The 23,055-nt window shown below is 38.6% G+C and carries 25 protein-coding genes; all 25 read right to left on the bottom strand.

The features are described 5' to 3' along the window. Positions 1-10: 10 nt before the first annotated feature. The 25 genes from ACH6EI_RS01795 to hemW all read right to left on the bottom strand — a co-directional run bounded on the left by ACH6EI_RS01795 (position 11) and on the right by hemW (position 22,923). On the bottom strand, positions 11-814 hold the full coding sequence (locus ACH6EI_RS01795) for a pyruvate, water dikinase regulatory protein (RefSeq protein ID WP_014458195.1): 804 nt from the start codon (positions 812-814) through the stop codon (positions 11-13). A 33-nt stretch (positions 815-847) separates the two neighbouring features. Continuing rightward, entirely contained in the window at positions 848-1,486 is a 639-nt protein-coding gene (gene ccpN / locus ACH6EI_RS01790; RefSeq protein WP_025750542.1) for a transcriptional regulator CcpN, read from the bottom strand. Between the two features lie 258 nt (positions 1,487-1,744). Then, the gene (recO, locus tag ACH6EI_RS01785; RefSeq protein ID WP_013059224.1) at positions 1,745-2,509 is read right to left on the bottom strand and encodes a DNA repair protein RecO; all 765 of its coding nucleotides are present in this window, start codon (positions 2,507-2,509) and stop codon (positions 1,745-1,747) included. 27 nt (positions 2,510-2,536) lie between these two features. Then, the gene (locus ACH6EI_RS01780; RefSeq protein ID WP_014458193.1) at positions 2,537-2,680 is read right to left on the bottom strand and encodes a YqzL family protein; all 144 of its coding nucleotides are present in this window, start codon (positions 2,678-2,680) and stop codon (positions 2,537-2,539) included. 155 nt (positions 2,681-2,835) lie between these two features. Beyond that, a complete protein-coding gene (era, locus tag ACH6EI_RS01775; protein ID WP_013059225.1) occupies positions 2,836-3,741 on the bottom strand; it encodes a GTPase Era in 906 nt (301 codons plus the stop codon). Beyond that, positions 3,734-4,132 carry a cytidine deaminase gene (locus tag ACH6EI_RS01770; RefSeq protein ID WP_028411644.1) on the bottom strand — a complete coding sequence of 133 codons (399 nt, stop codon included), beginning with the start codon at positions 4,130-4,132 and terminating at the stop codon, positions 3,734-3,736. Before ACH6EI_RS01770 ends, era begins: the two co-directional genes overlap by 8 nt. Before the next feature lie 91 nt (positions 4,133-4,223). Next, positions 4,224-4,595, bottom strand: coding sequence for a diacylglycerol kinase family protein (locus ACH6EI_RS01765; RefSeq protein ID WP_016765589.1), 372 nt, complete (start codon positions 4,593-4,595; stop codon positions 4,224-4,226). Continuing rightward, positions 4,579-5,049: an rRNA maturation RNase YbeY gene (ybeY, locus tag ACH6EI_RS01760; protein WP_028411646.1), complete on the bottom strand. Its 471-nt coding sequence runs from the start codon at positions 5,047-5,049 to the stop codon at positions 4,579-4,581. Before ybeY ends, ACH6EI_RS01765 begins: the two co-directional genes overlap by 17 nt. Then, on the bottom strand, positions 5,046-7,154 hold the full coding sequence (locus ACH6EI_RS01755; protein WP_071276952.1) for an HD family phosphohydrolase: 2,109 nt from the start codon (positions 7,152-7,154) through the stop codon (positions 5,046-5,048). The genes ybeY and ACH6EI_RS01755 overlap by 4 nt, the downstream gene beginning before the upstream one ends. Positions 7,155-7,217: 63 nt before the next feature. Beyond that, positions 7,218-8,192, bottom strand: coding sequence for a PhoH family protein (locus tag ACH6EI_RS01750; RefSeq protein ID WP_028411648.1), 975 nt, complete (start codon positions 8,190-8,192; stop codon positions 7,218-7,220). A gap of 3 nt (positions 8,193-8,195) precedes the next feature. Beyond that, the gene (yqfD, locus tag ACH6EI_RS01745; protein ID WP_028411649.1) at positions 8,196-9,383 is read right to left on the bottom strand and encodes a sporulation protein YqfD; all 1,188 of its coding nucleotides are present in this window, start codon (positions 9,381-9,383) and stop codon (positions 8,196-8,198) included. A 16-nt stretch (positions 9,384-9,399) separates the two neighbouring features. Beyond that, complete coding sequence (yqfC, locus tag ACH6EI_RS01740) at positions 9,400-9,684, bottom strand: sporulation protein YqfC (RefSeq protein ID WP_013059232.1); 285 nt, start codon at positions 9,682-9,684, stop codon at positions 9,400-9,402. A gap of 59 nt (positions 9,685-9,743) precedes the next feature. Continuing rightward, the gene (locus ACH6EI_RS01735) at positions 9,744-10,205 is read right to left on the bottom strand and encodes a hypothetical protein (RefSeq protein WP_099331291.1); all 462 of its coding nucleotides are present in this window, start codon (positions 10,203-10,205) and stop codon (positions 9,744-9,746) included. Positions 10,206-10,236: 31 nt separating this feature from the next. Beyond that, positions 10,237-11,220 (bottom strand): flotillin-like protein FloA, encoded by a 984-nt coding sequence (gene floA, locus ACH6EI_RS01730; RefSeq protein ID WP_028411651.1) that lies wholly within the window; start codon positions 11,218-11,220, stop codon positions 10,237-10,239. After that, a complete protein-coding gene (locus ACH6EI_RS01725) occupies positions 11,220-12,551 on the bottom strand; it encodes an NfeD family protein (protein ID WP_099331292.1) in 1,332 nt (443 codons plus the stop codon). The genes floA and ACH6EI_RS01725 overlap by 1 nt, the downstream gene beginning before the upstream one ends. A gap of 178 nt (positions 12,552-12,729) precedes the next feature. Then, positions 12,730-13,173: a GatB/YqeY domain-containing protein gene (locus ACH6EI_RS01720; RefSeq protein ID WP_013059236.1), complete on the bottom strand. Its 444-nt coding sequence runs from the start codon at positions 13,171-13,173 to the stop codon at positions 12,730-12,732. A 15-nt stretch (positions 13,174-13,188) separates the two neighbouring features. Next, positions 13,189-13,362, bottom strand: coding sequence for a 30S ribosomal protein S21 (gene rpsU / locus ACH6EI_RS01715; RefSeq protein WP_013059237.1), 174 nt, complete (start codon positions 13,360-13,362; stop codon positions 13,189-13,191). A 226-nt stretch (positions 13,363-13,588) separates the two neighbouring features. Beyond that, positions 13,589-14,947, bottom strand: a complete 1,359-nt coding sequence (gene mtaB, locus ACH6EI_RS01710) for a tRNA (N(6)-L-threonylcarbamoyladenosine(37)-C(2))-methylthiotransferase MtaB (RefSeq protein WP_099331293.1) — start codon at positions 14,945-14,947, stop codon at positions 13,589-13,591. A gap of 5 nt (positions 14,948-14,952) precedes the next feature. Then, positions 14,953-15,705, bottom strand: a complete 753-nt coding sequence (locus tag ACH6EI_RS01705; protein WP_099331294.1) for a 16S rRNA (uracil(1498)-N(3))-methyltransferase — start codon at positions 15,703-15,705, stop codon at positions 14,953-14,955. 19 nt (positions 15,706-15,724) lie between these two features. Then, positions 15,725-16,666 carry a 50S ribosomal protein L11 methyltransferase gene (prmA, locus tag ACH6EI_RS01700; RefSeq protein ID WP_028411654.1) on the bottom strand — a complete coding sequence of 314 codons (942 nt, stop codon included), beginning with the start codon at positions 16,664-16,666 and terminating at the stop codon, positions 15,725-15,727. A gap of 117 nt (positions 16,667-16,783) precedes the next feature. After that, positions 16,784-17,914 carry a molecular chaperone DnaJ gene (dnaJ, locus tag ACH6EI_RS01695; RefSeq protein ID WP_013059241.1) on the bottom strand — a complete coding sequence of 377 codons (1,131 nt, stop codon included), beginning with the start codon at positions 17,912-17,914 and terminating at the stop codon, positions 16,784-16,786. A gap of 235 nt (positions 17,915-18,149) precedes the next feature. Continuing rightward, positions 18,150-19,967, bottom strand: a complete 1,818-nt coding sequence (dnaK, locus tag ACH6EI_RS01690; RefSeq protein ID WP_014458181.1) for a molecular chaperone DnaK — start codon at positions 19,965-19,967, stop codon at positions 18,150-18,152. Positions 19,968-19,997: 30 nt separating this feature from the next. Continuing rightward, positions 19,998-20,558 (bottom strand): nucleotide exchange factor GrpE, encoded by a 561-nt coding sequence (grpE, locus tag ACH6EI_RS01685; protein ID WP_028411655.1) that lies wholly within the window; start codon positions 20,556-20,558, stop codon positions 19,998-20,000. A gap of 105 nt (positions 20,559-20,663) precedes the next feature. Beyond that, complete coding sequence (gene hrcA, locus ACH6EI_RS01680; protein ID WP_013059244.1) at positions 20,664-21,692, bottom strand: heat-inducible transcriptional repressor HrcA; 1,029 nt, start codon at positions 21,690-21,692, stop codon at positions 20,664-20,666. 91 nt (positions 21,693-21,783) lie between these two features. Next, positions 21,784-22,923 (bottom strand): radical SAM family heme chaperone HemW, encoded by a 1,140-nt coding sequence (hemW, locus tag ACH6EI_RS01675; RefSeq protein WP_033579674.1) that lies wholly within the window; start codon positions 22,921-22,923, stop codon positions 21,784-21,786. Between the last annotated feature and the right edge of the window lie 132 nt (positions 22,924-23,055).

The following is a 23,055-nucleotide window of genomic DNA, read 5'->3' as shown; positions in this document are numbered from 1 at the left end:
GATCCATCGTTTATTTCTTTTTGATGGTATTGAGAATGATACCGGCTGTTTCTTCTACGGCCCTGTTGGATACGTCAACCACTTCACAGCCAATCTTATCTACAATCCCTTGAAAAAATTCAAGTTCTTCTTTAATACGACCAATATTAGCATAAATTGCTTTATCGTTTAGACCAAGAGACTTTAAACGCTCTTTACGAATATCGTTTAATTTTTCGGGACTAATAGTAAGCCCTATACACTTCTCAGGCGATACGTGAAACAGCTCTTCTGGTGGATCTACTTCAGGTACAATCGGAACATTGGCTACTTTCAAACGCTTGTGTGCTAAAAATTGAGAAAGAGGCGTTTTAGACGTTCTTGATACACCGATTAATACGATATCCGCTCTAAGAATTCCTCTCGGATCACGCCCATCATCATATTTCACTGCAAATTCAATCGCTTCTACTTTCTTAAAATAATCTTCGTCTAATTTTCTAGCCATACCAGGCTCATAGCGAGGAGAAAGTTGATAAGAAGATTGAATTTTATCAATTAAAGGTCCAATAATATCAAATACCTCTACCCCGTTCTTGGACGCTTCTTGAATTAAAAATTCTCTCATTTCGGGCTTTACTAACGTAAAGCCAATAATAGCGTTGTTCAACTTTGCTACTGAAACCACTTCTGAAAGTGTTGCGATGTCCTCTACATAAGGTACTCTTTTAATTACAAAGTCTGTCATATTGAACTGACTAGAGGCAGCCTTTACAACTAGTTCAGCTGTCTCACCTACAGAATCCGAAATGACATAAAGACATGGGTTGTTCATATTTTGTGCATCCCCTTTTTAATCCTTTTTCACTTATAATACTTCATCATTTGCTAATGCTACTAGTAATTTTGTAATATTTGTTTTGGTAATGCGTCCCACCACTTCAAAATTGCCGTCTCCCTCTTTAATAACGGGCATAGCATCAATCTGTTTTTCAATTAAGATCTTAGCAATATCAATTAACAAATCTTCGCGATAGCAATATGTAATGTTGGGCATTCTCGTCATGATAATATGAACAGGAATAGATGTGAGCTCTTGCTTTCCGATACTCGCGCGCAATAAATCTTTACGCGACAGTACTCCCACTAGCTGTGATTTCTCATCCACTACAAAAAGGGTCCCCACGTCTTCTAGAAACATTGTACAAATAGCATCATATACCGACACATTTTCGTTCACGACTACAGGGATAGACTGATACTCTTGCACCTGTATTTTTTTTATTTTATCTGTAAGAAGCTGTGCTCCTGTTTTACCTGTGTAAAAGTAACCTACGCGCGGTCGCGCTTCTAGATAACCAGCCATTGTTAAAATAGCAAGGTCCGGTCTTAGCGTGGCCCGCGTAAGGCTAAGCTGATCTGCAATATGCTCGCCTGTAATAGGGCCTTCGTCTTTGACAATTTGTAAAATTTGTTCTTGTCGTTTGTTCAGTTCGATTGTACTCACCACCTAATCATTAAATGTGACATACTATTTATAAAACATTATATACTTTTTAAGCAAAAGTAAAAGCTATAACTTATTAATTTTAGCATTTTATCTTTTTAGAATGCCGTTTATTTTACCATGGCTTCTCAAAAAAAGCAGACATTACGCTTACAATAAGCGAAGCTACCCCTTCGCTCCACAGTAAAAAGGGTGTCCTCTACACACTACGAGGCACCCTAGCGACAGCAATTCCTTGCATATCACTGATTATCTTTTCTATTTCTCATCAGAGAGCGATTGTTTTAAAGACTCCATCTGATTCAAAAACCGCTTTGTTTTTAAAAACAATCCTGAATATTCTTCATAATATTGATCAATTACAAACTTTAATTGTTTTTTTGTTTCGGGTTTAACAGAAATAGAACCTAACCGCTTTAAATCAATGTAATAAAATAGCCTTAATAGTTTAACCGTCATCGGACTAATTTTCAAATGATAAGGATCTTTTTCTAAGCATCGATGACAAATAAACCCGCCTTCTCGAATGGAAAAATGAAATGTTCCTTCACCTTGATGGCAGACTGCACATTCATTTAATGTAGGATGAAGACCTAGAACGTTTAACATTTTCATTTCATAAATAAATGTTAAGATCTCTGCATCATACTCTTCGTTCATATAATGAATGGTTTGGTGCAGCAGTTCAAATAGAAATGGATTTGGTTTATTGTTCTCAGTAGCTTTATCTGTTAATTCAAGAATATAAGAAGCATACGCTGTTGTGAAGATATCTTCGCGTATGCTTCTCATAGATGAGATAACTTCTCCTTGATGGAGAGTGCCCATTCCTGAACCTGCTTGTATAAAAAAGTATCCATACGTAAATAATTGTGTGACGGAAGCTAAGCGACTACTGGGCTTTTTTGCCCCTCTTGCCATAAGACCCACTTTTCCGAGTTCACGTGAATAAATGGTGACAATTTTATTTGATTCACCGTAATCATTCGTTCGAATGACAATTCCTTCACACTTTTTAAACAATCATCATCACCGCCATCTTACAGAAGGCTAAGACAAGGGAGAATTGAGACTTTCGCTGTTGTCCTCATATGTTTCGGGTCTTTCTTTCACTTCATTTTCAAGTTCCTTAAAAATGAGATAAGTATCAATGCTACCTGTTTGTGAAAAAATGTTCCAAGTAAAATTCAACATAGAACTCCCACCTTTCTAACCATAAAGATCAGATACATATTTCAATTCCTTATGTTTAGAATAGCCTTCCGACGTAAAATCATGTAACACAATTTTTTACAAATCACCTTCTTTTATGAAGGGATATAAATCGACGCAAACAAGAACTCAAATGATTAATATTCGTCTTCTCTAAATCCAAAGTCACGGAGATGCGACGCTCGGTTTCGCCAATCTTTTTGTACTTTTACCCATAGTTCTAAAAATACTTTTGAACCTAAAAGGGCTTCAATGTCTGCTCTTGCTTTTCTTCCTACCTCTTTTAACATCTTTCCTTGCTTTCCAATTACGATGCCTTTTTGTGAATCTCTTTCGACGATAATTGTAGCCCCGACGTAAACAGCGCCATTATCTCGTCTTTGCATAGAATCCATCACAACGGCAATAGAATGAGGTATTTCTTCCCTCGTTGCATGCAGCACTTTTTCACGAATTAATTCCGTAATAATAAAGCGCTCTGGGTGATCTGTTACCTGATCTGCCGGGTAATATTGCGGACCTTCCGGCAATCGCTGCTTGATTTGATCAAGCAAACGCTCCACGTTATTTCCTTGTAAAGCTGAAATTGGCACAATTTCAGCAAAAGGATATAAGTCTTTATAATTCGTGATAATTGAAAACAATTCGTCTGGATGAATTTCATCAATTTTATTAATCACAAGGAAAACAGGCGTTTTTGTATCTTTTAAACGCTCGATAATAAATTCATCGCCTCGACCTAAGCCTTCTGTTGCGTTAATCATAAATAAAATTAAATCTACTTCTTTAAGCGTATTTTGTGCTACCTTCATCATAAAGTCGCCTAATTTATGCTTTGGTTTGTGAATTCCTGGTGTATCTATAAACACAATTTGCGCCTGATCTTCCGTGTACACACCCTGAATTTTATTTCTAGTTGTTTGCGGTTTGTCACTCATAATCGCAATCTTTTGACCAATCACTCGGTTCAAAAAAGTTGATTTCCCTACGTTTGGTCTTCCAATAATTGAAACAAAACCTGACTTAAATTCATTATTACTCATGTAAATCCTCCGATGAAAATGCTCCTGGAAGTAATTCTTCCACAGTTAGTTCTTGTATGTCATTTTTTAAATTGGTTAATATAACTTTCATTTCTTTTGGACAAAGCTCAGAGATTACTTGTCTGCATGCTCCACACGGAGAAACAGGACGATCAGTATCAGCTACTACAACAAGTGCTTTATACTCTTTATCTCCTTCTGAATAGGCTTTAAATAAAGCCGTACGCTCAGCACAATTGCACATGCTATAAGCTGCATTTTCAATATTGCAGCCGCGATAAACCTTTCCATCTTTCGTCAATAAAGCTGCACCAACTTTAAATTTTGAATACGGTACATAAGCCATTTCACGAGCTTTTTTCGCCTCATCAATCAGTCCGGTCTTATCCATTTATCCGCTCTCCTTTTGCGCTTCTACATGTCTTTTAACTTGTCCTTTTTTATTATACCACGGGGGTGTAAAGAACCAAAAAGAATCCTTTTTAAAACAAATACTTTAAGAAAATAATTCCTCCTATAAGGACAGCAAAACACGCATAGACCAACACCGCGGCTGCGGCTGCATCTTTTGCGTGTTTTGCTAGTATGTGATATTCAGGAGAAACTAAATCAACAACTTTTTCAACCGCTGTATTCATTAACTCTAAGCTGAACATGCCTGCAATCAGAAGCAGCACAACCGTCCATTCACCAGCTGTAATTGACAGCACGGCTCCTAAGAGAAGGACGATGAAAGAAGCTGCTACGTGAATTTGCATATTTCTCTGTGTTTTACAAACATAGAGAAACCCCTCTATTGCATAACCAAAGCTACTGACAACTTTAGCTATCCCTTTTTTATCGCGAGAGTCCATATTGTTCTAAAATATCTTTTTGACGTGTAAACATCTCTTTTTCATCTTCTGATGTTTCATGGTCATACCCAAGCAAGTGCAAGAAACCGTGAACCGTTAAGAATCCTAGCTCCCTCATAAACGAGTGATTGTATTCTTCTGCTTGCTCATGAGCTTTTGGAATCGAAATGACAATATCCCCCAGGACTCTTGGCATCTCATCTCCGATAATTTGCATTTCATCTTCGCCCATTTCTTCTAGCGCAAACGATATTACATCCGTTGGCTGATTTTTATGGCGGTATTGATGATTGATTTCTTGAATTCGATCATTATCCACAAATGTAACGGATACTTCTGCATCCTCTTGAAGATTTTCATATATAGCAGCGGCTTCAAGCAGCTTCTCAAGCTCTTTTTGCTGCTCTTTACTCACTTCGTTTGTTTCATCAATAAAATCAATAACTAAACTCATACCTTCACCTTCTCTTTTTTTATCTCTGGATATTCAATTCGGGAATGAAAAATCCCATTTAAAGTTTCACATAGTGCTTGGCGAATTAACTCTAGCTCTTTGAGCGTTACGTTACACTCGCTAAGCTGCTCATCCTGCAAGCGATCTTTAATAATATTTCGCACCAAGTTCTCAATCTTTTCCGGAGTTGGATTGGACATTGACCTTACGGCTGCTTCTACACTATCAGCTATGCAAATAACCGCTGCTTCTTTTGACTGAGGCTTTGGTCCAGGATAGCGATATTCTTTTTCATCAATTTTTTCTTCTGTTTGTTCAAGTGCCTTATGATAGAAAAACTTAAGCAGGGTCGTTCCGTGATGCTGCTCTGCAATATCTACAATCTCTTTTGGAAACTTGTGATTTCGCAAAATGGTCGCTCCATCTGTAGCATGTGCGATTATAATATTTTTACTAGTCTTCGGACTTAGTTTATCATGCGGATTGGTAATATTCATTTGATTTTCAATAAAATACTGCGGTCGCTTCGTTTTACCAATATCGTGGTAATAAGCCCCCACTCTCGCTAATAAACCGTTAGCTCCTATCGTTTCGCACGCCGCTTCAGATAAGTTTGCCACCATTACACTGTGATGATACGTTCCCGGTGTTTCGGTTAAGATTTTACGTAATAGCGGATGATTAGGACTCGATAATTCAATCAGCTTCATCGTAGATAAAATGCCAAATCCACTTTCAAAAAACGGAAGCAAACCTATAGCTAAAACGGAAGCAATAACACCAGATGCAATTGACATCATGCTGTAATAGCCAAGCTCTACAGTACCAATTTGGCCATTTTTAATAAAAATAATAGCAAAGCTAATAATTACGTTTACCATAGCCACAAATAGACCTGCCTGCAAAATCCGTGAACGCCTGTGCTGCCTGCTTAAAAATAAAATAGCAGCAATATTGCTAATTAAAAAGTAAATCCCAATGTTCATATTAAACGAGGTTGTCAATTCACCATTAAAAATAATGCTTCCACAAATAGCAAATACAATACTTGATAAAATAGCAATGCGTTCATCCATTAAAATTCGAATCAGCAAACCTCCCACCGCAACAGGAGCTAAGAAACCAATTTCCGATAAATCAATTTGTTGAAACAAGCTTAAGATTTTCATGAGGCCAATCGTAATGGTTGCTACCAATACATACAACAACAAGGGCTGATATGTCTTGGTGTGAAATTCACGCAAATAGTAAATGAGGCCGGCTATCATCATCACAATCAGCAAAGCTAATCCCGCAAAAGGCTGAATAGATCCTTTATTATTCAACAATCCCGCGAGCTGGAGCTGACGATATATATCAGGATTAATAAGCTGATTTTCTTCTACAATAATCTGACCTTGTTTAATTCGAACAGGCTCCACTTTTTCCACAGCTGCTTGACGGTTTTCAGCTGTTTTTTTGGGATCATAAATCACATTTGGAATGATAGCGAATTTAGCAATTGCATTCATTGAATCCTTTAGGGAGTTGCTGACATTGGTGTAAACAAGCTGACCTTCTACCTGGTCTTTTTTCTCTTCTACATCGCTAATCTTCACTTGATCTTTCATCACATGATGAACGGCTGTAACTACAGCGTCTTTCGCAATCGATAAATCACTGTTAGAAGACTGAAGCAGCTGCTTGATGGTATCCTTTGGCAAGTTTTTTTGAATGTCTTCAGGAAGCTTGTCCTCTAGCATTTTTTGTTTGGTTTTTAATACGGCATCGATACTGTCATCTTCATGATCTTCTTTTTCATATTCTGTATTAACTTCCATCATCGCATCAAAAATAGATGCAACAAGATCGACTTGGTTCTGTGCGTATTCTGTTTTTTGTGTATACACATCTTCAACGGCTTGTTCTGCCTCTGCCCGTTTTTTCTCTGTGCTCTCTTTATCTTCAATGGTAACGGGTGAGTAAATGGTTTGCGGGGAAATAGACAGTAGTCTAAGATCTAATTCCTGCGGCTTTACATTGCTATACATAGACGCAAACATCATTATACCTAACAAGGCATATAACCCAATTTGAATTAACCGTAATCGCTCGATCTGTGCCATTGTTTGCTTGATTATCCGAAACGTTGACACAAACGTACCCCCTTTTACAAAAAATAGACCCTATTAAGAAAGGGTCTTTTGGTCAGCGTGTTCGTACGCTTGAATGATACGTCCCACAAGTGGATGGCGCACAACATCTGACTGTTCTAGATGAACAAACGAAATACCTTTAACATTGGTCAGGATTTTCGAGACAGCCGCTAGACCAGACTGAGCTCCTTTTGGTAAATCAATTTGTGAAATATCTCCTGTAATCACCATTTTAGACCCAAATCCTAGTCGTGTTAAAAACATCTTCATTTGCGCCATCGTGGTGTTTTGTGCTTCGTCTAAGATAACAAACGCATCATCTAGTGTACGACCTCGCATATAAGCAAGGGGTGCTATTTCAATAACTCCGCGTTCGATTAGGCGTTGCGTATGTTCTGTTCCTAATACATCATGTAATGCATCGTACAGAGGCCGCAAGTACGGATCTACTTTTTCTTTCAAATCTCCTGGCAAGAAGCCAAGACTTTCACCTGCTTCAACAGCAGGACGTGTTAAAATAATACGCTGTACGTGACCATTTTTAAGAGCATTAACGGCCATGACAACGGCTAAATACGTTTTACCCGTACCAGCAGGCCCAATTCCAAATACCAAATCATTTTTCTTAATAGCAGAAATGTAGTGACTTTGTCCTAATGTCTTAACACGAATAGTCTTACCTTTTACGTTTTTACCAATCTCTTCTTCATATACATCTTCAAAAAACTCGAGAGAATTTTTCTTAGCTAATTGAATCGCATACACAACATCTCGTTCAGATATGGAAATATTTTTGCGGATAATGTTCAGTAACTTTTTAAGCATTTCTTCCACTAGCTGAACATTTTCTGTACTTCCGGAGACTACAACAGTCTCACCTCTTGAAATGATCGAGACCTGCATTTCTTCTTCAATTCGCTTTAAATTCGCATCTTGTACGCCAAATAATGAAATGGCTTCGTTTGAATCATCAAGTTGTACGTTAATTGTTACTAGCTGTTCTGACATTCATCAATCTCCTTGAATAATTGGTTGAGTGTTCGCAATATTTTCTATAACTTGGTAATGTATTGATAATCTAACTTTACCATTGTCCTGTTCTTGGTGCAAAACTTTTTCACCTTTTATTTTAGCATCCTCACCTAAAGTTGATAGTAATTTTTTTCGACCGATTTCCAAAGCTTTTTCCACCGCCTCTTGTTTAGAATAGACGCGCTGCGAATTCTGTTCTTCTCGTACAGCAACTTTCTCATACGACAGAGGTAATTTCCATTTAAAAAAATAGAGTGGATGCTCCACTTTTTCTGTCACCTTTGAGCCGTATTTCTCTTTGTTAAAAGCCCAAAGAGGCATTTTAAAAGCTTGAAAATCTAAATAGTGCTTCGTATATCCATTACCCGTTAATACTTGAAAATCAGTTTTTAAAGGCACTTCCACCTCAGACTTATACCATGTTTCACCGTAGACTTTTCCTTTAGCAGCTACTACTTTTTTATTTTTTTCGTTTCCAATAATACCGGAAACTAAGACCTCGCCTTCGTTGACAAAATCATTAACCTTGACTAAAGGTTGTCCTTTTTCGACAAACAAATTCGTAATAATAGCTTTCTTTTTAGCAATTAAATGTTGGTAAGGTGTTTTTTGCTGAGGCTTGGGCTCATTTTTTTCAACCACTTGGAAGTGATAAGAAGTGCCGCGCACTTCTACTCCCACCCAGGTAATATTGTTCATATTATCCGTTAAATAGCGCTGAATTTTTTCAGGACTCTCTAACAGAAATTGAAACTCTCCTCTTTTTACACCTATTTTGGCCAGCTGCTTCGTCATTTGATGTTCTGTTTGTGGTTCTGCACCGCTAATTTCCACTTTCCACACCATGTTGGAAAGCAAACCAAGAATAATAAAAAAAGAAAGAAAACCTAAAGCAAATCCACTATTTTTAATCACTCGTTTTGTTAAAAAAGGAAAACCTCGGCCTCTTATAAAATAAATTTTACAGTCTGCGTTGCGAATTAGTATACGAATTTTCTTTACATCTTTCAATAATATCGTTGCTGTCGCTAGCTGACCGTCAACTTTATGGACATTCGAGATCATAATCTGTTGTCTCACACAATTATTTAAGAAACGTTCAATTCCTTTTCCAACAATTCGAATACGTACGGTACCAATAACAAAGTTTGTCCATCCATTCTTCATTTTTTTCCTCCTTGTGTTATTGTTCTAAATAAAGAACTTGATTGATTTTACCTTCTAAAACCAGTTCTTCTGGCAGTATTACTTTAATGACCAGTCCTTCACCTCGAATTAACATTTGTCCCTGTTTTAGTAACACGCGTATTTCAGTATCAGAAAAGGCTAATAAACCTTTATGATTTTCAATATAAATGTGTATTTGTCCAACTAACGTAATACGGGGAAGATCCATTAATACATCAGCGGGTAGTTCCATTGTTTTTGTCATCCATCTTTTCATTTGGTGTCTCCACTTTTTGCTCATAAAAAGAACCCCCTTTCATCTCATGTTTATGAGAAAGGGGGTTAATGTATCACATCTATTTATCGTTTATATTTACGTTGTTTCGATTTTGGCGGCCCTAGAATTTCGGACCATATCACTCCTTGAACAGCTTCTTTACGAGAAATGGGCTTAAAAACGTTTTTCTCATCAGTTGTTTTTGGTTTTTCAACTGCGATTTTCTTTTGAATAGAAGGTTCATGATACGAACGGTTTTTTAGCTCTTCCAGTTTTTCTTGCAAAGGATTTGTTTCTGCTGAAGGAGCGATTTCTGGCTCCATACGAGCTGTTTTTGGCTCTTCTTTGACAGGGCGATATCTAGGTCTTTCCCGCCTTGAAGGATTGTTTACAGGAGGCATAGGAGCTCTTTTAGAACGCTGCTGTTCTTCCTCTTTTGACTGAGCCATAAAACGCTGCACAACGTTAAAAACAATCCCTCCAATGATGACAAAAATGAAAGCATTATTAATAATTAGTTTAATAAGCGTTTCAACGATATTCATTAGGAGAAAACCTCCTTGTTAAACTGATTCATTATTTCTCATCGTCTTCTTTAGACATTTTTCCAATTGAATCACGCATATCCGTATCAGCAGTCAAGTTTTGAATATTCATATAATCCATGACGCCAATATTGCCAGAGCGCAGTGCTTCTGCCATCGCTAATGGTACTTCTGCTTCTGCTTCTACTACTTTTGCACGCATTTCTTCTACTTTTGCACGCATTTCTTGTTCTTGAGCAACGGCCATAGCACGACGTTCTTCGGCTTTTGCTTGGGCAATATTTTTATCTGCTTCTGCTTGGTCTGTTTGAAGAACTGCCCCAATATTTTTACCAATGTCGATATCAGCAATATCAATGGATAAGATTTCAAACGCTGTTCCGGAATCCAACCCTTTTCCTAAAACCGTTTGAGAGATCATATCAGGGTTTTCCAATACTTTTTTGTGATCTTTTTGTGAACCGATTGTAGAAACAATCCCCTCGCCAACACGGGCAATAATCGTTTCTTCTCCAGCTCCCCCTACTAGTCGATCAATGTTTGCACGAACGGTAATTCGGGCTTTTGCTTTGACTTCGATTCCATCCATAGCCACCCCTGCAATAAAAGGTGTTTCAATAACTTTTGGATTAACGCTCATTTGTACAGCTTCTAGCACATCACGGCCCGCTAAGTCGATAGCTGCTCCGCGCTCAAATGTTAACTCAATATTTGCTCGGTGCGCTGCAATCAACGCATTTACCACGCGGTCCACGTTACCGCCTGCTAAATAGTGGCTTTCTAATTGATTAATGGTAATACCTAAACCGGCTTTACTTGCTTTAATTAACGGGTTCACAACGCGAGATGGTATCACTCGACGAAGTCTCATTCCGACCAGTGTGAAAATACTAATACGAACGCCTGCTGCTAATGCTGAGATCCATAACATAATCGGTACAAAAGTGAAAAAAACAGCTAAAGCAATAATTGCTAGGCCAATAACTACAAAAAACAATACGCTACCTGCTTCCATTAATTAAGGTCCTCCTTTTTCAAAGGCTCTGTGAGCTTCCGCACCACAACCCTTGATCCCTCTACTTTTATAATATTTACTAACACATCTTTGTCTAAATATCCGCCTTCAGTGACTACATCCACATACTCTTCATCGATGAGCACGGTGCCTGAAGGACGCAGCGGTGTTGTTGTTTTACCTTGTTTTCCTATTAATTCATACCGATTTTGATTCGATACATAACCAGATTCGGTATTAAGTGAATCATTAAGCACCATTTTTTTGAAAGGTGTAAGCTTTCTTTTAAAAAATTTCATCATCACAAACGCACCTCCCAGTGCCACCACTATCGCAATTACAAGAGAAATTCCCATTTCGACATTATTATCTGTTGACATAAAAAAACTTAAAATGATAGCTCCAAGCCCTAGCAGCCCTAAAACGCCGCCTGGCACTACAATCTCTAATAGAAGCAGTATAATTCCTGCTATAAATAAAACGAGGGCTTCCATTCCTGCTAATCCTGCTACCATATGACCATAGAAAAATAAAAGAAGTGAAGCTACTCCAATGGAGCCCGCAATACCAAATGAAGGCGTAAACAATTCAATTACAATTCCTAAAGCACCAATAGATAATAAAATGGGAACAACAAGCGGATGGGTAAGAAAACGAGCAATTTGTTCACTTACACTCATTTTTGCATACGTCAGTTTAGCATCTTCATAGCCAAGCACGCTCAGGAGATCGTCTAAATTTTTTACAGTTCCTTCTGAATAACCAACTTGCTCGGCTTGCTTCGGAGTTAGCGTCAGCAATTCGTTTCCTTTTAAGTTGAGCTCAGGTATTACCATCTTTGTGTTTGCCATCGCTTCTGCATATTTAGGGTTTCGGTTATTTTGTTCTGCTGCGCTCTTCATAGCCGATAACCAGTAGGACTGAGCTTTTTTTCCTGCTGCATTTCCCTGTTGGTCAATCACAGCCGCCGATCCCATTGTAGAACCGGGTGTCATATAAATTTGATCGGCGTTAAGTGCAATATACGCTCCGGCCGATAATGCTTTTTTGTCGACAAAAGCAGCGGTAGAAATAGGTGTTGAGGTTAAGCTTTTAGCTATTTCAGAAGCTGCATCTACAGCTCCTCCAGGAGTATCTATGTCCAATATAATCAAATCTGCACCGTCATTTTCCGCATCTTCAATGGATCTGTTTAAAAAAGAAAGCAGTCCATTTTCTACCGTTTTATTGACAGGAATAACGTGTACACGCTTCACGTCAGCGGTGCTAATAGTGGGGAATAACCCAGTGGCTAAAATAAGAAAGCACACGAAAGAAAATAAGGTTTTCACCGAATACACTTCCCTCCTTCCATAGATAGTATGAGTATGTATCTGTATATACGAATAACTTTAACAATAGTTTCAAATTTTTTAAAATTTATCTATTTTATTCTTTGCACTAGAGAAACAAAACATACGTTCGGATATTATCTATATAAAAAACACCTTACACAAGGTAAGGTGTTTTTTATGATAAGTGTTGAAGGACAAGCTTATTAACAAGAGAGCCATCCGCTTTGCCTTTTACTTTCGGCATAAGCGCTCCCATAACTTTCCCCATATCAGCTTTAGAGGAAGACTGCGTTTCTTCAATCGTCGTTTTAATAATTTCAGATAACTCTTCTTCAGTTAGCTGTTTAGGAGCGTAAACTTCTAAAACCGCTAATTCAGAATGAATTTTATCAACAAGATCTTGACGACCTGCTTTCTCAAATTCATGGAGGGAGTCTTTACGTTGTTTGAATTCGCGAGAAATAACCGTCAACTCGTCTGCTTCAGTTAGGTCAGTGCCTAACTTAATGGCTTCGTTTTGAAGAGATGCTTTGACCATACGAATGACCCCAAGCTTCTCTTTCTCTTTGTTTTTCATCGCTTGTTTCATATCACTATTTAAACGCTCGAGAAGACTCATAAATCCACCCTCTTATTAGAACTTGCGTTTTCTAGCAGCTTCAGATTTCTTCTTACGCTTTACGCTAGGCTTTTCATAGAATTCGCGCTTTCTTGCTTCTTGTAACGTACCAGTTTTTGAAACTGAACGTTTGAAGCGACGAAGAGCATCTTCAAGCGATTCGTTTTTACGAACAACTGTTCTTGACATTCTAATTCCCTCCCTCCGAACAAAACCACTAACATCATAATGAAATGACATGTTAGACATGTCTTTTGCAATTATAATATAATGATTCCTTAAGGTCAACCGCTTTACATAAAGTAATGCAGTTATTCCCCCTTTATTTTATGAACTTTCTTGATAAAACATTACTCGCTCAGCTGTTTTATACGTATGAAAAAAGCTGCGCAAACACGCAGCTTTCCAATAAGTGTTATGAGCTCATTTTCACCTGATCTTGAAGATGAACCTCATCTAGCACGCGAACAAACTCACCTTCATTATAAGGATATCCAGCTTTTGAAATTTTCACTTTTACAAGCTTTCCAACCATTTCTTCAGACGCTTTAAACACAACCTTTAAGTAGTTATCAGTATATCCTACATATAAACCACTTTCAGGATCTTCTTTATATTTTTCTTCCGGAATTACTTCCAGTACTTCTCCTTCAAACGTTGAAGCATATTCTTTTGCCAATTGGTTTGAAAGTTCGATTAAACGGTGCACACGTTGATTTTTTACTTCTTCATCAATCTGGTCGGTCATACGAGCTGCTGGCGTACCTGTACGTTTAGAATACGGGAATACGTGAAGCTCTGAAAAACCGTGCTCTTTAATAAAGTTATACGTCTCCATAAACTCTTCTTCTGTCTCACCTGGGAACCCGACAATCACATCTGATGTAATCGCTAATCCAGGAAGAGCTTCTTTCAGACGGTTTAAGCGCTCGCCAAAGAACTCCATTGTATACTTACGACGCATGCGCTTCAATACCGTATTTGAACCTGATTGAAGAGGGATATGCAAATGACGTACAACCATTTCTGACTGATCTAGTACCTCTATCACTTCGTCCGTAATTTGACTTGCTTCGATTGACGAAATACGAATGCGTTTTAATCCTTTTACTTGAGACTCTAAATCACGAAGAAGCTGGGCAAGATTGTAATCTTTCATGTCTTCTCCGTATCCGCCAGTGTGAATACCTGTTAACACGATTTCTTTATAGCCTGCATCCACTAGCTGCTGTGCTTGTGCTACTACTTCTTTAGGATCACGAGATCGCATTAAACCGCGTGCCCATGGAATAATACAGAATGTACAGAAGTTGTTACAGCCTTCTTGAATTTTTAACGAAGCACGCGTACGGTCTGTAAATGCCGGTACATCTAGCTCTTCATATACGCGTGTTTTCATAATGTTTCCTACACCGTTAATCGGCTGACGCTCTTTTTTAAATTGTTCAATATAATCAAGCATCTTAACACGATCTTGTGTACCTACTACGATATCAACACCAGGAATGGCCATAATTTCAGCTGGCGAAGTTTGAGCATAACATCCAGTTACACAAATAACCGCATCTGGATTTTTTCGCACAGCTCTGCGAATAACTTGACGGCTCTTTTTATCTCCTGTATTTGTTACCGTACATGTATTAATTACATATACATCGGCAGTTTGTTCATATTCAACACGCTTATAGCCTTGGCCTTTGAACAATTGCCAAATTGCTTCTGTTTCATAGTGATTTACTTTACACCCTAGCGTGTGAAAAGCAACTGTTGACATAATCGTCACCTCATTAACTCAGTTTGATAAGATATAGCAGACAGCGCATATAATGGAGCTGTTTCTGCTCGTAAAATCCGCGGACCAAATCCGCTTATTGTAAATTCATTTTCTTCTAATATTTCTACTTCCTGCTCGGTCAAACCACCCTCGGGGCCTACAACCACAAGCACGGAATTGCCGGGTTTTAAAGCTGAAAGAACAGCATGCAGATGAGATGTTTCTCCTTGCTTTGCTCTTTCTTCATAGGCTACAACTTTATGAGTATAGTCACCGCTAATTTCTACTAGTTTCTTAAAAGAAATTGGGGCTTCTACTGCTGGTACAATCGTACGATGAGATTGTTCTGCAGCCTCTTTAGCAATCTTGTTCCAGCGATCTACTTTTTTTTGACTCTTTTTATCATCCCATTTAACAACTGAACGAGCCGCAATAAAAGGGATAAACCTATACGCTCCAAGTTCTGTCCCTTTTTGGATAATAAGCTCGAGCTTATCCCCTTTAGGCAGACCGTTCACAATTGTAACATGGACTGGAAGCTCTTTTTCTTCGCTTATCCATTCTATAATAGATGCTTTCACTTCGTTAGCGGAAATATTTTCAATTTCACACAAAGCAGCTTGCCCCTGTTCATTACAGGCAATAAACTGTGATCCTTCATTCATTCTCATGACGCGTGAGATATGATGGGCATCATCTTGTATCACTGTGACACTTTGCTCTTGAAATTGATCATTTGGCAGAAAATAACGTTGCATCTTGACACCTTCTCACTTGTTAAGCTTGTTTTTGCGCAATAATTGCTACCCAGTCTTCCATAAGCGTTACTTCTTGAATAACAAAGCCCGCTCCCGTTAACGCTTTTTTGACATCTTCTTTTTTCGCACTAATAATACCTGATGTAATGAACATGCCTCCTGGCTTTAATACCTTTGCAGCATCGTCTACAAAACGAACGATTACCTCAGCTAGAATATTCGCCACAACAATGTCAACCGGCCCTTCTATGCCTTGCAATAAGTTGTTTTGACCTACTGTTACGATATTTCCAACTTGATTCAGTTCAATATTTTCGCGGGCAGAACGTACGGCTACTTCATCAAGATCTAGAGCTTGTACATTACTTGCTCCTAACAGGGCTGCGCCAATACTTAGCACTCCTGAGCCTGTACCCACGTCAATAACGGTATCTCCTGCTTTCACTGTTCTTTCCAATGCTTGAAGAGACATAACCGTCGTTGGATGCGTACCTGTACCAAAAGCCATTCCGGGATCAAGCTCGATAATCAATTCATCTGTGCTTACTTTTTCATAGTTTTCCCAAGTTGGTACAATCGTAAAACGCTCTGAAATTTTCACAGGGTGGTAATATTTTTTCCAAGCAGTGGCCCACTCTTCCTCGTTCACTTCACTGATCGTAACTTTGTTAGCTCCTAAATCAAAGTCGTAAACAAGCAGTCCATTAATTTCTTTTTTGATACCATCCACAGTTTCTGCTAAAAAGCTGTTAACTGGAAGGTATGCTTTAATCACTACACCTTCCTCTGGGTAGTCTTCTACGTTTAAATCATAGATTTCACCAAAAGTTGTATCTCTGTCCTTCACTAAATCAGCAGGATCTTCAATGACTACCCCGCTAGCTCCTGATTCATGTAAAATATGAGAGATGGGTTCAATTGCTTCTTGCGCTGTATGAATACAAATTTCAGACCATTTCATTGCTACCAACTTCATCCTTTCTGCCTTCAGTAATATAGGATTTTAAATATGAACATGACAGATGACAGGTTGGCAAAGTACCTTTACCAACCTGTCTCTGTTTATTATGAAAGACAATTATTCTCCTTTAATTGCTCGTTTTACTTTTGCAAAAAAGGAATCATGCTGCTCATCAACGGCTTCTTGACCGCTCAGTTCAGCGAACTCACGCAATAATTGTTTTTGTTTTTCTGATATTTTTGTTGGCGTTACAACGCGAACGTGAATATGCTGATCTCCTTGACCATACCCTCGTACGTTTGCCACACCTTTTCCTTTTAAACGGAATTTCGTCCCCGTTTGTGTACCAGCAGGAATCTTCAGCTTCACCTTGCCGTGTAGAGTTGGTACTTCTACTTCATCACCTAGTGCTGCCTGAGCAAACGTTAAAGGCATTTCGCAGTAGATATCGTCTCCATCACGTTCAAAGAATTCATGAGTGCGCACGTGGAACACTACGTATAAATCTCCCGGAGGACCACCATTTACCCCTGGTTCTCCTTGAGCACTAACGCGCAGCTGTTGACCATCATCTACACCAGCTGGAATTTTAACATTAATTTTACGTCGTTTTGTTACTTTACCGTCACCGTGGCACGTTGCACATTTGTCTTTAATGATTTTTCCCGTACCATTACAATGATGACACGCACGTCGATTTACCACGCGACCAAACGGCGTGTTTTGTTCAACGTTTAACTGACCTGAACCATTACAGTGCGAACATGTATCAACTTTTGTTCCAGGTTTTGCACCTGAACCGTGACATGTTTCACACGTTTCTTCACGTGGAATTTCAATTGTTGTTTCTTTTCCGAAAACAGCTTCTTCAAAAGAAAGTGTCATCGTGTATTGTAAATCGGCACCTTGTCTCGGAGCATTAGGGTCACGTCTGCGACCACCACCACCAAAGATCGAGCTGAAAATATCTTCAAAGCCGAAGCCGCCAAAGTCTGAGCCGCCTCCACCAAAGCCGCCAAAGCCTTGATTTGGATCAGTATGACCAAATTGATCGTATTGTGCTTTTTTTTGGTCATCACTCAATACTTCATATGCTTCTTTTACTTCTTTAAATTTGTCAGCAGCATCTTCCGCTTTATTAATATCTGGATGATATTGTTTAGAAAGCTTGCGGTATGCTTTTTTTATTTCATCTTTTGTAGCGCTCTTACTGATACCGAGTACTTCATAGTAATCTCGCTTACTCATCAATACTCACTCCCGAATCGTTTCACATAAACGTAATTGTATCATTATTAATAATTCCATAGCAACATAAAAGTTACTTTCTATTGCTCACGTGCACGCAGAGAGCCAAGAGAAAAACTTCCCCTTTCGCTTTTCCACGTTAAAAAAGTCAAAGCCAAGAAATAAGCTTGACTTTGACTTTTTAAAAAGATGTGAATCGCACCATGGCGTCATTCACGTTAGTCGTCAAGATGCATTATTTTTTGTCGTCGTTTACTTCTTCAAACTCTGCATCTACAACATCATCATTTTGAGCGCCTTGTTCACCTGCTTGCTGAGCTTGTTGAGCTTGCTCATACAATTTTACAGTTAACGCTTGAACGATTTCTTGAAGTTCATCTTTTTTCGCTTTGATTTCTTCAAGGTCATTCTTTTCAATCGCAGCTTTTAAAGCATCTTTTGCTTCGTTAGCTTTTGTTACTTCAGCTTCTTCTACTTTTCCTTCAAGATCTTTTAATGTTTTTTCAGTTGTAAACACTAGTTGATCTGCTTCGTTGCGTAGTTCCACTTCTTCTTTACGTTGCTTATCAGCATCTGCGTTTTCTTCCGCCTCTTTTACCATGCGTTCGATTTCGTCATCTGATAAACCAGTTGAAGATTTAATTGTAATCGCCTGCTCTTTGTTTGTACCTAAATCTTTTGCACGAACGTTTACGATACCGTTCTTATCAATATCGAATGATACTTCGATTTGAGGTACTCCGCGTGGTGCAGGAGGAATGTCTGTTAATTGGAAACGTCCTAGCGTTTTATTGTCTGCAGACATTGGACGCTCACCTTGAAGAACGTGAATATCTACAGCCGTTTGGCTATCTGCAGCCGTTGAGAATACTTGTGATTTACTTGTTGGAATTGTCGTATTACGCTCAATTAGCTTTGTAAATACGCCACCCATTGTTTCGATACCTAGTGATAAAGGCGTTACGTCTAGTAATACAACGTCTTTTACATCACCAGTTAATACGCCACCTTGAATTGCTGCACCAAGTGCAACTACTTCATCAGGGTTTACACCTTTATGAGGATCTTGACCAGTTTCTTTTTTGATTGCATCTTGTACCGCTGGGATACGAGTTGAACCACCAACTAAGATTACTTTATCAAGTTCGCTTGCAGAAAGACCTGCATCTTTTAAAGCTTGACGCACAGGGGCCATTGTACGTTCAACAAGACCTGCTGATAACTCGTCAAATTTAGCACGTGATAAAGATACTTCTAAGTGAAGAGGACCAGCTTCTCCAGCAGTGATAAATGGTAAAGAAATTTGTGTAGATGTTACGCCTGATAAATCTTTTTTCGCTTTTTCAGCCGCATCTTTTAAACGTTGAAGCGCCATTTTATCTTTGCTTAAATCAACGCCGTTTTCTTTTTTGAATTCAGCTACTAAATAGTCGATGATTACTTGGTCAAAGTCGTCACCACCAAGGCGATTGTCACCTGCAGTTGCGCGAACTTCAAACACGCCGTCGCCAAGTTCTAGAATAGATACGTCAAACGTACCGCCACCAAGGTCATAAACTAAAACTGTTTGATCTTCATCTGTTTTTTCTAATCCGTATGCAAGCGCTGCTGCAGTAGGCTCGTTAATAATACGCTCTACTTCTAAACCAGCAATTTTACCAGCATCTTTTGTTGCTTGACGCTCAGCATCATTAAAGTAAGCAGGAACTGTGATAACAGCTTTTGTTACAGGCTCACCTAAATACTCTTCAGCATAACCTTTTAAATGTTGAAGAATGATAGCTGACATTTCTTGAGGCGTGTATTGCTTGCCTTCAGCTTCCACCTTATGGTCTGTACCCATATGACGTTTAACTGAAATAATTGTGTTAGGGTTTGTGATAGCTTGACGTTTCGCTACTTCCCCAACTTGACGCTCACCGTTTTTGAATGCCACAACTGATGGCGTTGTACGGTTTCCTTCTGGGTTTGGAATTACTTTTGGTTCGCCGCCTTCTAATACAGCGACACAAGAGTTAGTTGTACCTAAATCGATACCAATGATCTTACTCATTGACAATGACCTCCTTCATAATATGTAGTGTTATTGATTCACTTTAACCATCGCAGGGCGGATGATTTTATCTTTTAATTTGTAACCTTTTTGAAGCTCTTCTACTACCGTGTTCGGTTCGTATTCATCGTCTTCTACTTGCATCACTGCTTGATGCTCGTATGGATCAAATGTTTTCCCAACTGACTCAATTGCTTCAACACCTTCTTTTTGAAGTGCCTCCACCAATTGACGGTATACCATTTCTACACCTTGTAGCACAGATTTAGTTTGTTCGTCCGCTGTGTTAACTTGTAATGCACGTTCAAAGTTATCAAGTGCTGGTAAAATATCCGCAACCAATGATTGAGCACGGTATTTTTGAGCAGCTTCTGCATCGAGACGTGAACGACGACGGAAATTATCGAAATCAGCTTGTAGACGTAAGTAGCGATTCTCTTCTTCTTCAAGCTGTTGCTTTAATTGATCATTTTCTTGTTGAAGAGGGTTTACTTCCTCAGACGCTTCAGCTTCAGTTGCTTCAGCAGCTTCTGTTTGAACTTCTTCAACCACTTCTTCGTTTTGTTCTTCTACTTGCTTTTCGTTTGACAATTCATTCACCTCCCTTAAATGTTTACACACATTTTCACATTTTAAACAACGATTTTTATTTTATCACAGGGAAAGGATGGAAGTAATATATTCCACCCGATTCCTTTATTCTTTATACAAGTTTGTTAACACTTGAGACATATCTGATGATAGCAGTGTAAGCAAACTAATCACACGCGCATATTCCATGCGGGTCGGTCCCAGTATAGCAATTGTGCCGAGCTGTTCGTGACCAAAAGAATAACTAGCTGTAATTAAGCTGCAGCCTACCATTTCATTCAACTTATTTTCATGACCAATTTTCACGTGTATGCCAGCCTCATTTGGGCTTAGCAGCTTATAAAACTGCTGTTCATGTTCAATAATGTTGAACAGCCCGCGAATTTTATTAAGATCATGAAATTCCGGCTGAGCAAACATATTCGTTTTGCCGCCAACTACTAATTTGCCATTCATGTTGAGCTTTAATGCATCATTGAGTATATCCATCGTCTGCTCATACCCTTGAATGTGGCTTTTTAAGAGCGTCGCTACTTCTTTGTACATTTTATCATGTAAATCAGTAATGCGAACGCCGATGAGCTTTTCGTTCAAAATGTTAACCATCTTTTCAATATCGGAAGGTTGAATACTGCTCGGTAACGTAATCGTCCGACTTTCAACGTGTCCTGTATCAGTCACAATAATGGCAACAGCTGACTGAGCCGTTAAAGGTAAAATCTGCAGCTGTTTTAACTTATGGCTGACCGCTTTTGGCCCTAGCACAATGGACGTTAAACTCGTTAAATCAGATAAAATTTGCGCTGATTTTTGAACGAGCTGCTCCAGTTCTACAATGCGCTCAGCAAATACCGAACGTACTGTAGAAACATCGCTTGCTTTCAAGTGCTGCGGGGACACTAGGTGATCAACATAATAACGATAGCCTTTCTCAGACGGAACGCGCCCTGAAGAAGTATGAGTTTTTTCAATAAATCCAAGTTCTTCTAGGTCTGACATCTCATTACGAATCGTAGCCGAACTAAAATTAAACTCTTCTTTCTTAGATAATGTTCGAGAGCCTACCGGCTGCGCAGATCGAATGAAATCATCAATAATGACTTGTAAAATTAATAACTGTCGATCAGTAAGCACGCTTCATCACCTCTGTTAGCACTCTAAAACTCTGAGTGCTAAATCTAATAATAAATTACCAAATCACTATAGCGATGTCAACGATTTGGTATTAGATTATCCCAATAAAGGCTTGAAAAACTTCATTCCCCAAAAATCGACCATTGTGTGTTAAAAAGACGGAGCTATTGTCTTCACCCAAAAGTCCTTTCTCTTTGTATTCTTGAATAGGTTCTCCAAATACATCTTTTAATTCTCGATTGAATTTTTGCTTAAACTCCTCTTTTGAGACTCCTTTCGTTTTACGAAGGCCCAAAAACATTTCTTCTTCCATTTTTTCAGCCTCGGTCACGCTCACTTCATTAAGATATGCATTTCCTTTTTGCTGGACTGAATCAATGTACTTTTTTAATGGTCCAATATTTGCTCGTCTTATTCCGTCAATATAGCTATGTGCGCCTGCACCAATTCCGTAATAATCGTCGTTGTTCCAATATGTTAGATTATGAATACTCTCGTAGCCTGACTTTGCGAAATTACTGATTTCATATTGATGAAAACCTTGTTTGTCCATTTCTTTCATAAGCAGCTCATACATAGCTGCTTCTTCTTCTTGAGCAGGCAGCGGCAGCTTCCCTTTATTCATTAAATTATAAAATACCGTTTTAGGTTCAATAATTAACGAATAGGCAGACATATGCTCTACCTCTAATGAAAAAGCGGTTTGAAGCGTAGAAGAAAAATCAGCTACCGTTTGTTCCGGCAAGCTATAAATTAAGTCTAAGCTTATATTCGACATTCCAATTTTTCTCGCTTGCTCAATACAATCAAATACCTGCCTATTTGAATGCACACGTCCAATTTTCTCCAATAACCTTTCATTAAACGTTTGTACACCAATACTTAAACGATTCACGCCATAGTCATGGAGAAGCTGAAGCTTTTCTTTTGTCAATTCATTCGGATTCGCTTCAAATGTAAACTCACCTTTCTCATCATAAGGAAGATACATACGAATGGATTCTAAAAAATACTCCAGCTGCTGTTCATCTAAGGCTGTGGGCGTTCCACCCCCAACGAATATCGTGTTCAAATTGGTCGTTGGATAACGTTCGACTGTTTGTTTCATTTCTTCTCGCATGCTTTCCAAATACGGCATAACGGGCTGATTTTTGAAAAACACTTTATTAAAGTCACAATAGTGACAAATATGATGACAAAACGGGATATGCAGATATGCTGCCTTCACCATGGACTTTCACCTCAATCACATTTATAAATGATAAAAATACCGCAGAGTCTCTCTGCGGTATTTTTATCTATGTTCGTTCACACTTATTTACAGCGCTCAAAACTCTTTACTATCGTATCAGATTCGCTTCAT

Origin of the sequence: Priestia sp. JSM ZJ58 (assembly GCF_044383985.1) — a bacterium.
GTDB classification, from domain to species: Bacteria; Bacillota; Bacilli; order Bacillales; family Bacillaceae_H; genus Priestia; species Priestia zanthoxyli.
This window is presented reverse-complemented; position numbering and strand designations above follow the sequence as displayed.

Excerpts from the sequence above, each read along its gene's own strand:
- ACH6EI_RS01765 (WP_016765589.1), bottom strand. The coding sequence starts at position 4,595 with ATGGACTCTCGCGATAAAAAAGGGATAGCTAAAGTTGTCAGTAGCTTT.
- dnaK (WP_014458181.1), bottom strand. The coding sequence starts at position 19,967 with ATGAGTAAGATCATTGGTATCGATTTAGGTACAACTAACTCTTGTGTC.
- hemW (WP_033579674.1), bottom strand. The coding sequence starts at position 22,923 with ATGGTGAAGGCAGCATATCTGCATATCCCGTTTTGTCATCATATTTGT.
- prmA (WP_028411654.1), bottom strand. The coding sequence starts at position 16,666 with ATGAAATGGTCTGAAATTTGTATTCATACAGCGCAAGAAGCAATTGAA.
- yqfD (WP_028411649.1), bottom strand. The coding sequence starts at position 9,383 with ATGAAGAATGGATGGACAAACTTTGTTATTGGTACCGTACGTATTCGA.
- ACH6EI_RS01720 (WP_013059236.1), bottom strand. The coding sequence starts at position 13,173 with ATGAGTCTTCTCGAGCGTTTAAATAGTGATATGAAACAAGCGATGAAA.
- ybeY (WP_028411646.1), bottom strand. The coding sequence starts at position 5,049 with ATGAGTTTAGTTATTGATTTTATTGATGAAACAAACGAAGTGAGTAAA.
- era (WP_013059225.1), bottom strand. The coding sequence starts at position 3,741 with ATGAGTAATAATGAATTTAAGTCAGGTTTTGTTTCAATTATTGGAAGA.
- mtaB (WP_099331293.1), bottom strand. The coding sequence starts at position 14,947 with ATGTCAACAGTTGCTTTTCACACGCTAGGGTGTAAAGTAAATCACTAT.
- dnaJ (WP_013059241.1), bottom strand. The coding sequence starts at position 17,914 with ATGAGTAAGCGAGATTACTATGAAGTACTCGGTATCAGTAAGAGCGCT.
- rpsU (WP_013059237.1), bottom strand. The coding sequence starts at position 13,362 with ATGTCAAGAACAGTTGTTCGTAAAAACGAATCGCTTGAAGATGCTCTT.
- ACH6EI_RS01750 (WP_028411648.1), bottom strand. The coding sequence starts at position 8,192 with ATGTCAGAACAGCTAGTAACAATTAACGTACAACTTGATGATTCAAAC.
- ACH6EI_RS01780 (WP_014458193.1), bottom strand. The coding sequence starts at position 2,680 with ATGTTGAATTTTACTTGGAACATTTTTTCACAAACAGGTAGCATTGAT.
- floA (WP_028411651.1), bottom strand. The coding sequence starts at position 11,220 with ATGGAAGCAGGTAGCGTATTGTTTTTTGTAGTTATTGGCCTAGCAATT.
- ACH6EI_RS01795 (WP_014458195.1), bottom strand. The coding sequence starts at position 814 with ATGAACAACCCATGTCTTTATGTCATTTCGGATTCTGTAGGTGAGACA.
- ACH6EI_RS01770 (WP_028411644.1), bottom strand. The coding sequence starts at position 4,132 with ATGGATAAGACCGGACTGATTGATGAGGCGAAAAAAGCTCGTGAAATG.
- yqfC (WP_013059232.1), bottom strand. The coding sequence starts at position 9,684 with ATGAGCAAAAAGTGGAGACACCAAATGAAAAGATGGATGACAAAAACA.
- ACH6EI_RS01735 (WP_099331291.1), bottom strand. The coding sequence starts at position 10,205 with ATGAATATCGTTGAAACGCTTATTAAACTAATTATTAATAATGCTTTC.
- ACH6EI_RS01705 (WP_099331294.1), bottom strand. The coding sequence starts at position 15,705 with ATGCAACGTTATTTTCTGCCAAATGATCAATTTCAAGAGCAAAGTGTC.
- ACH6EI_RS01755 (WP_071276952.1), bottom strand. The coding sequence starts at position 7,154 with ATGGCACAGATCGAGCGATTACGGTTAATTCAAATTGGGTTATATGCC.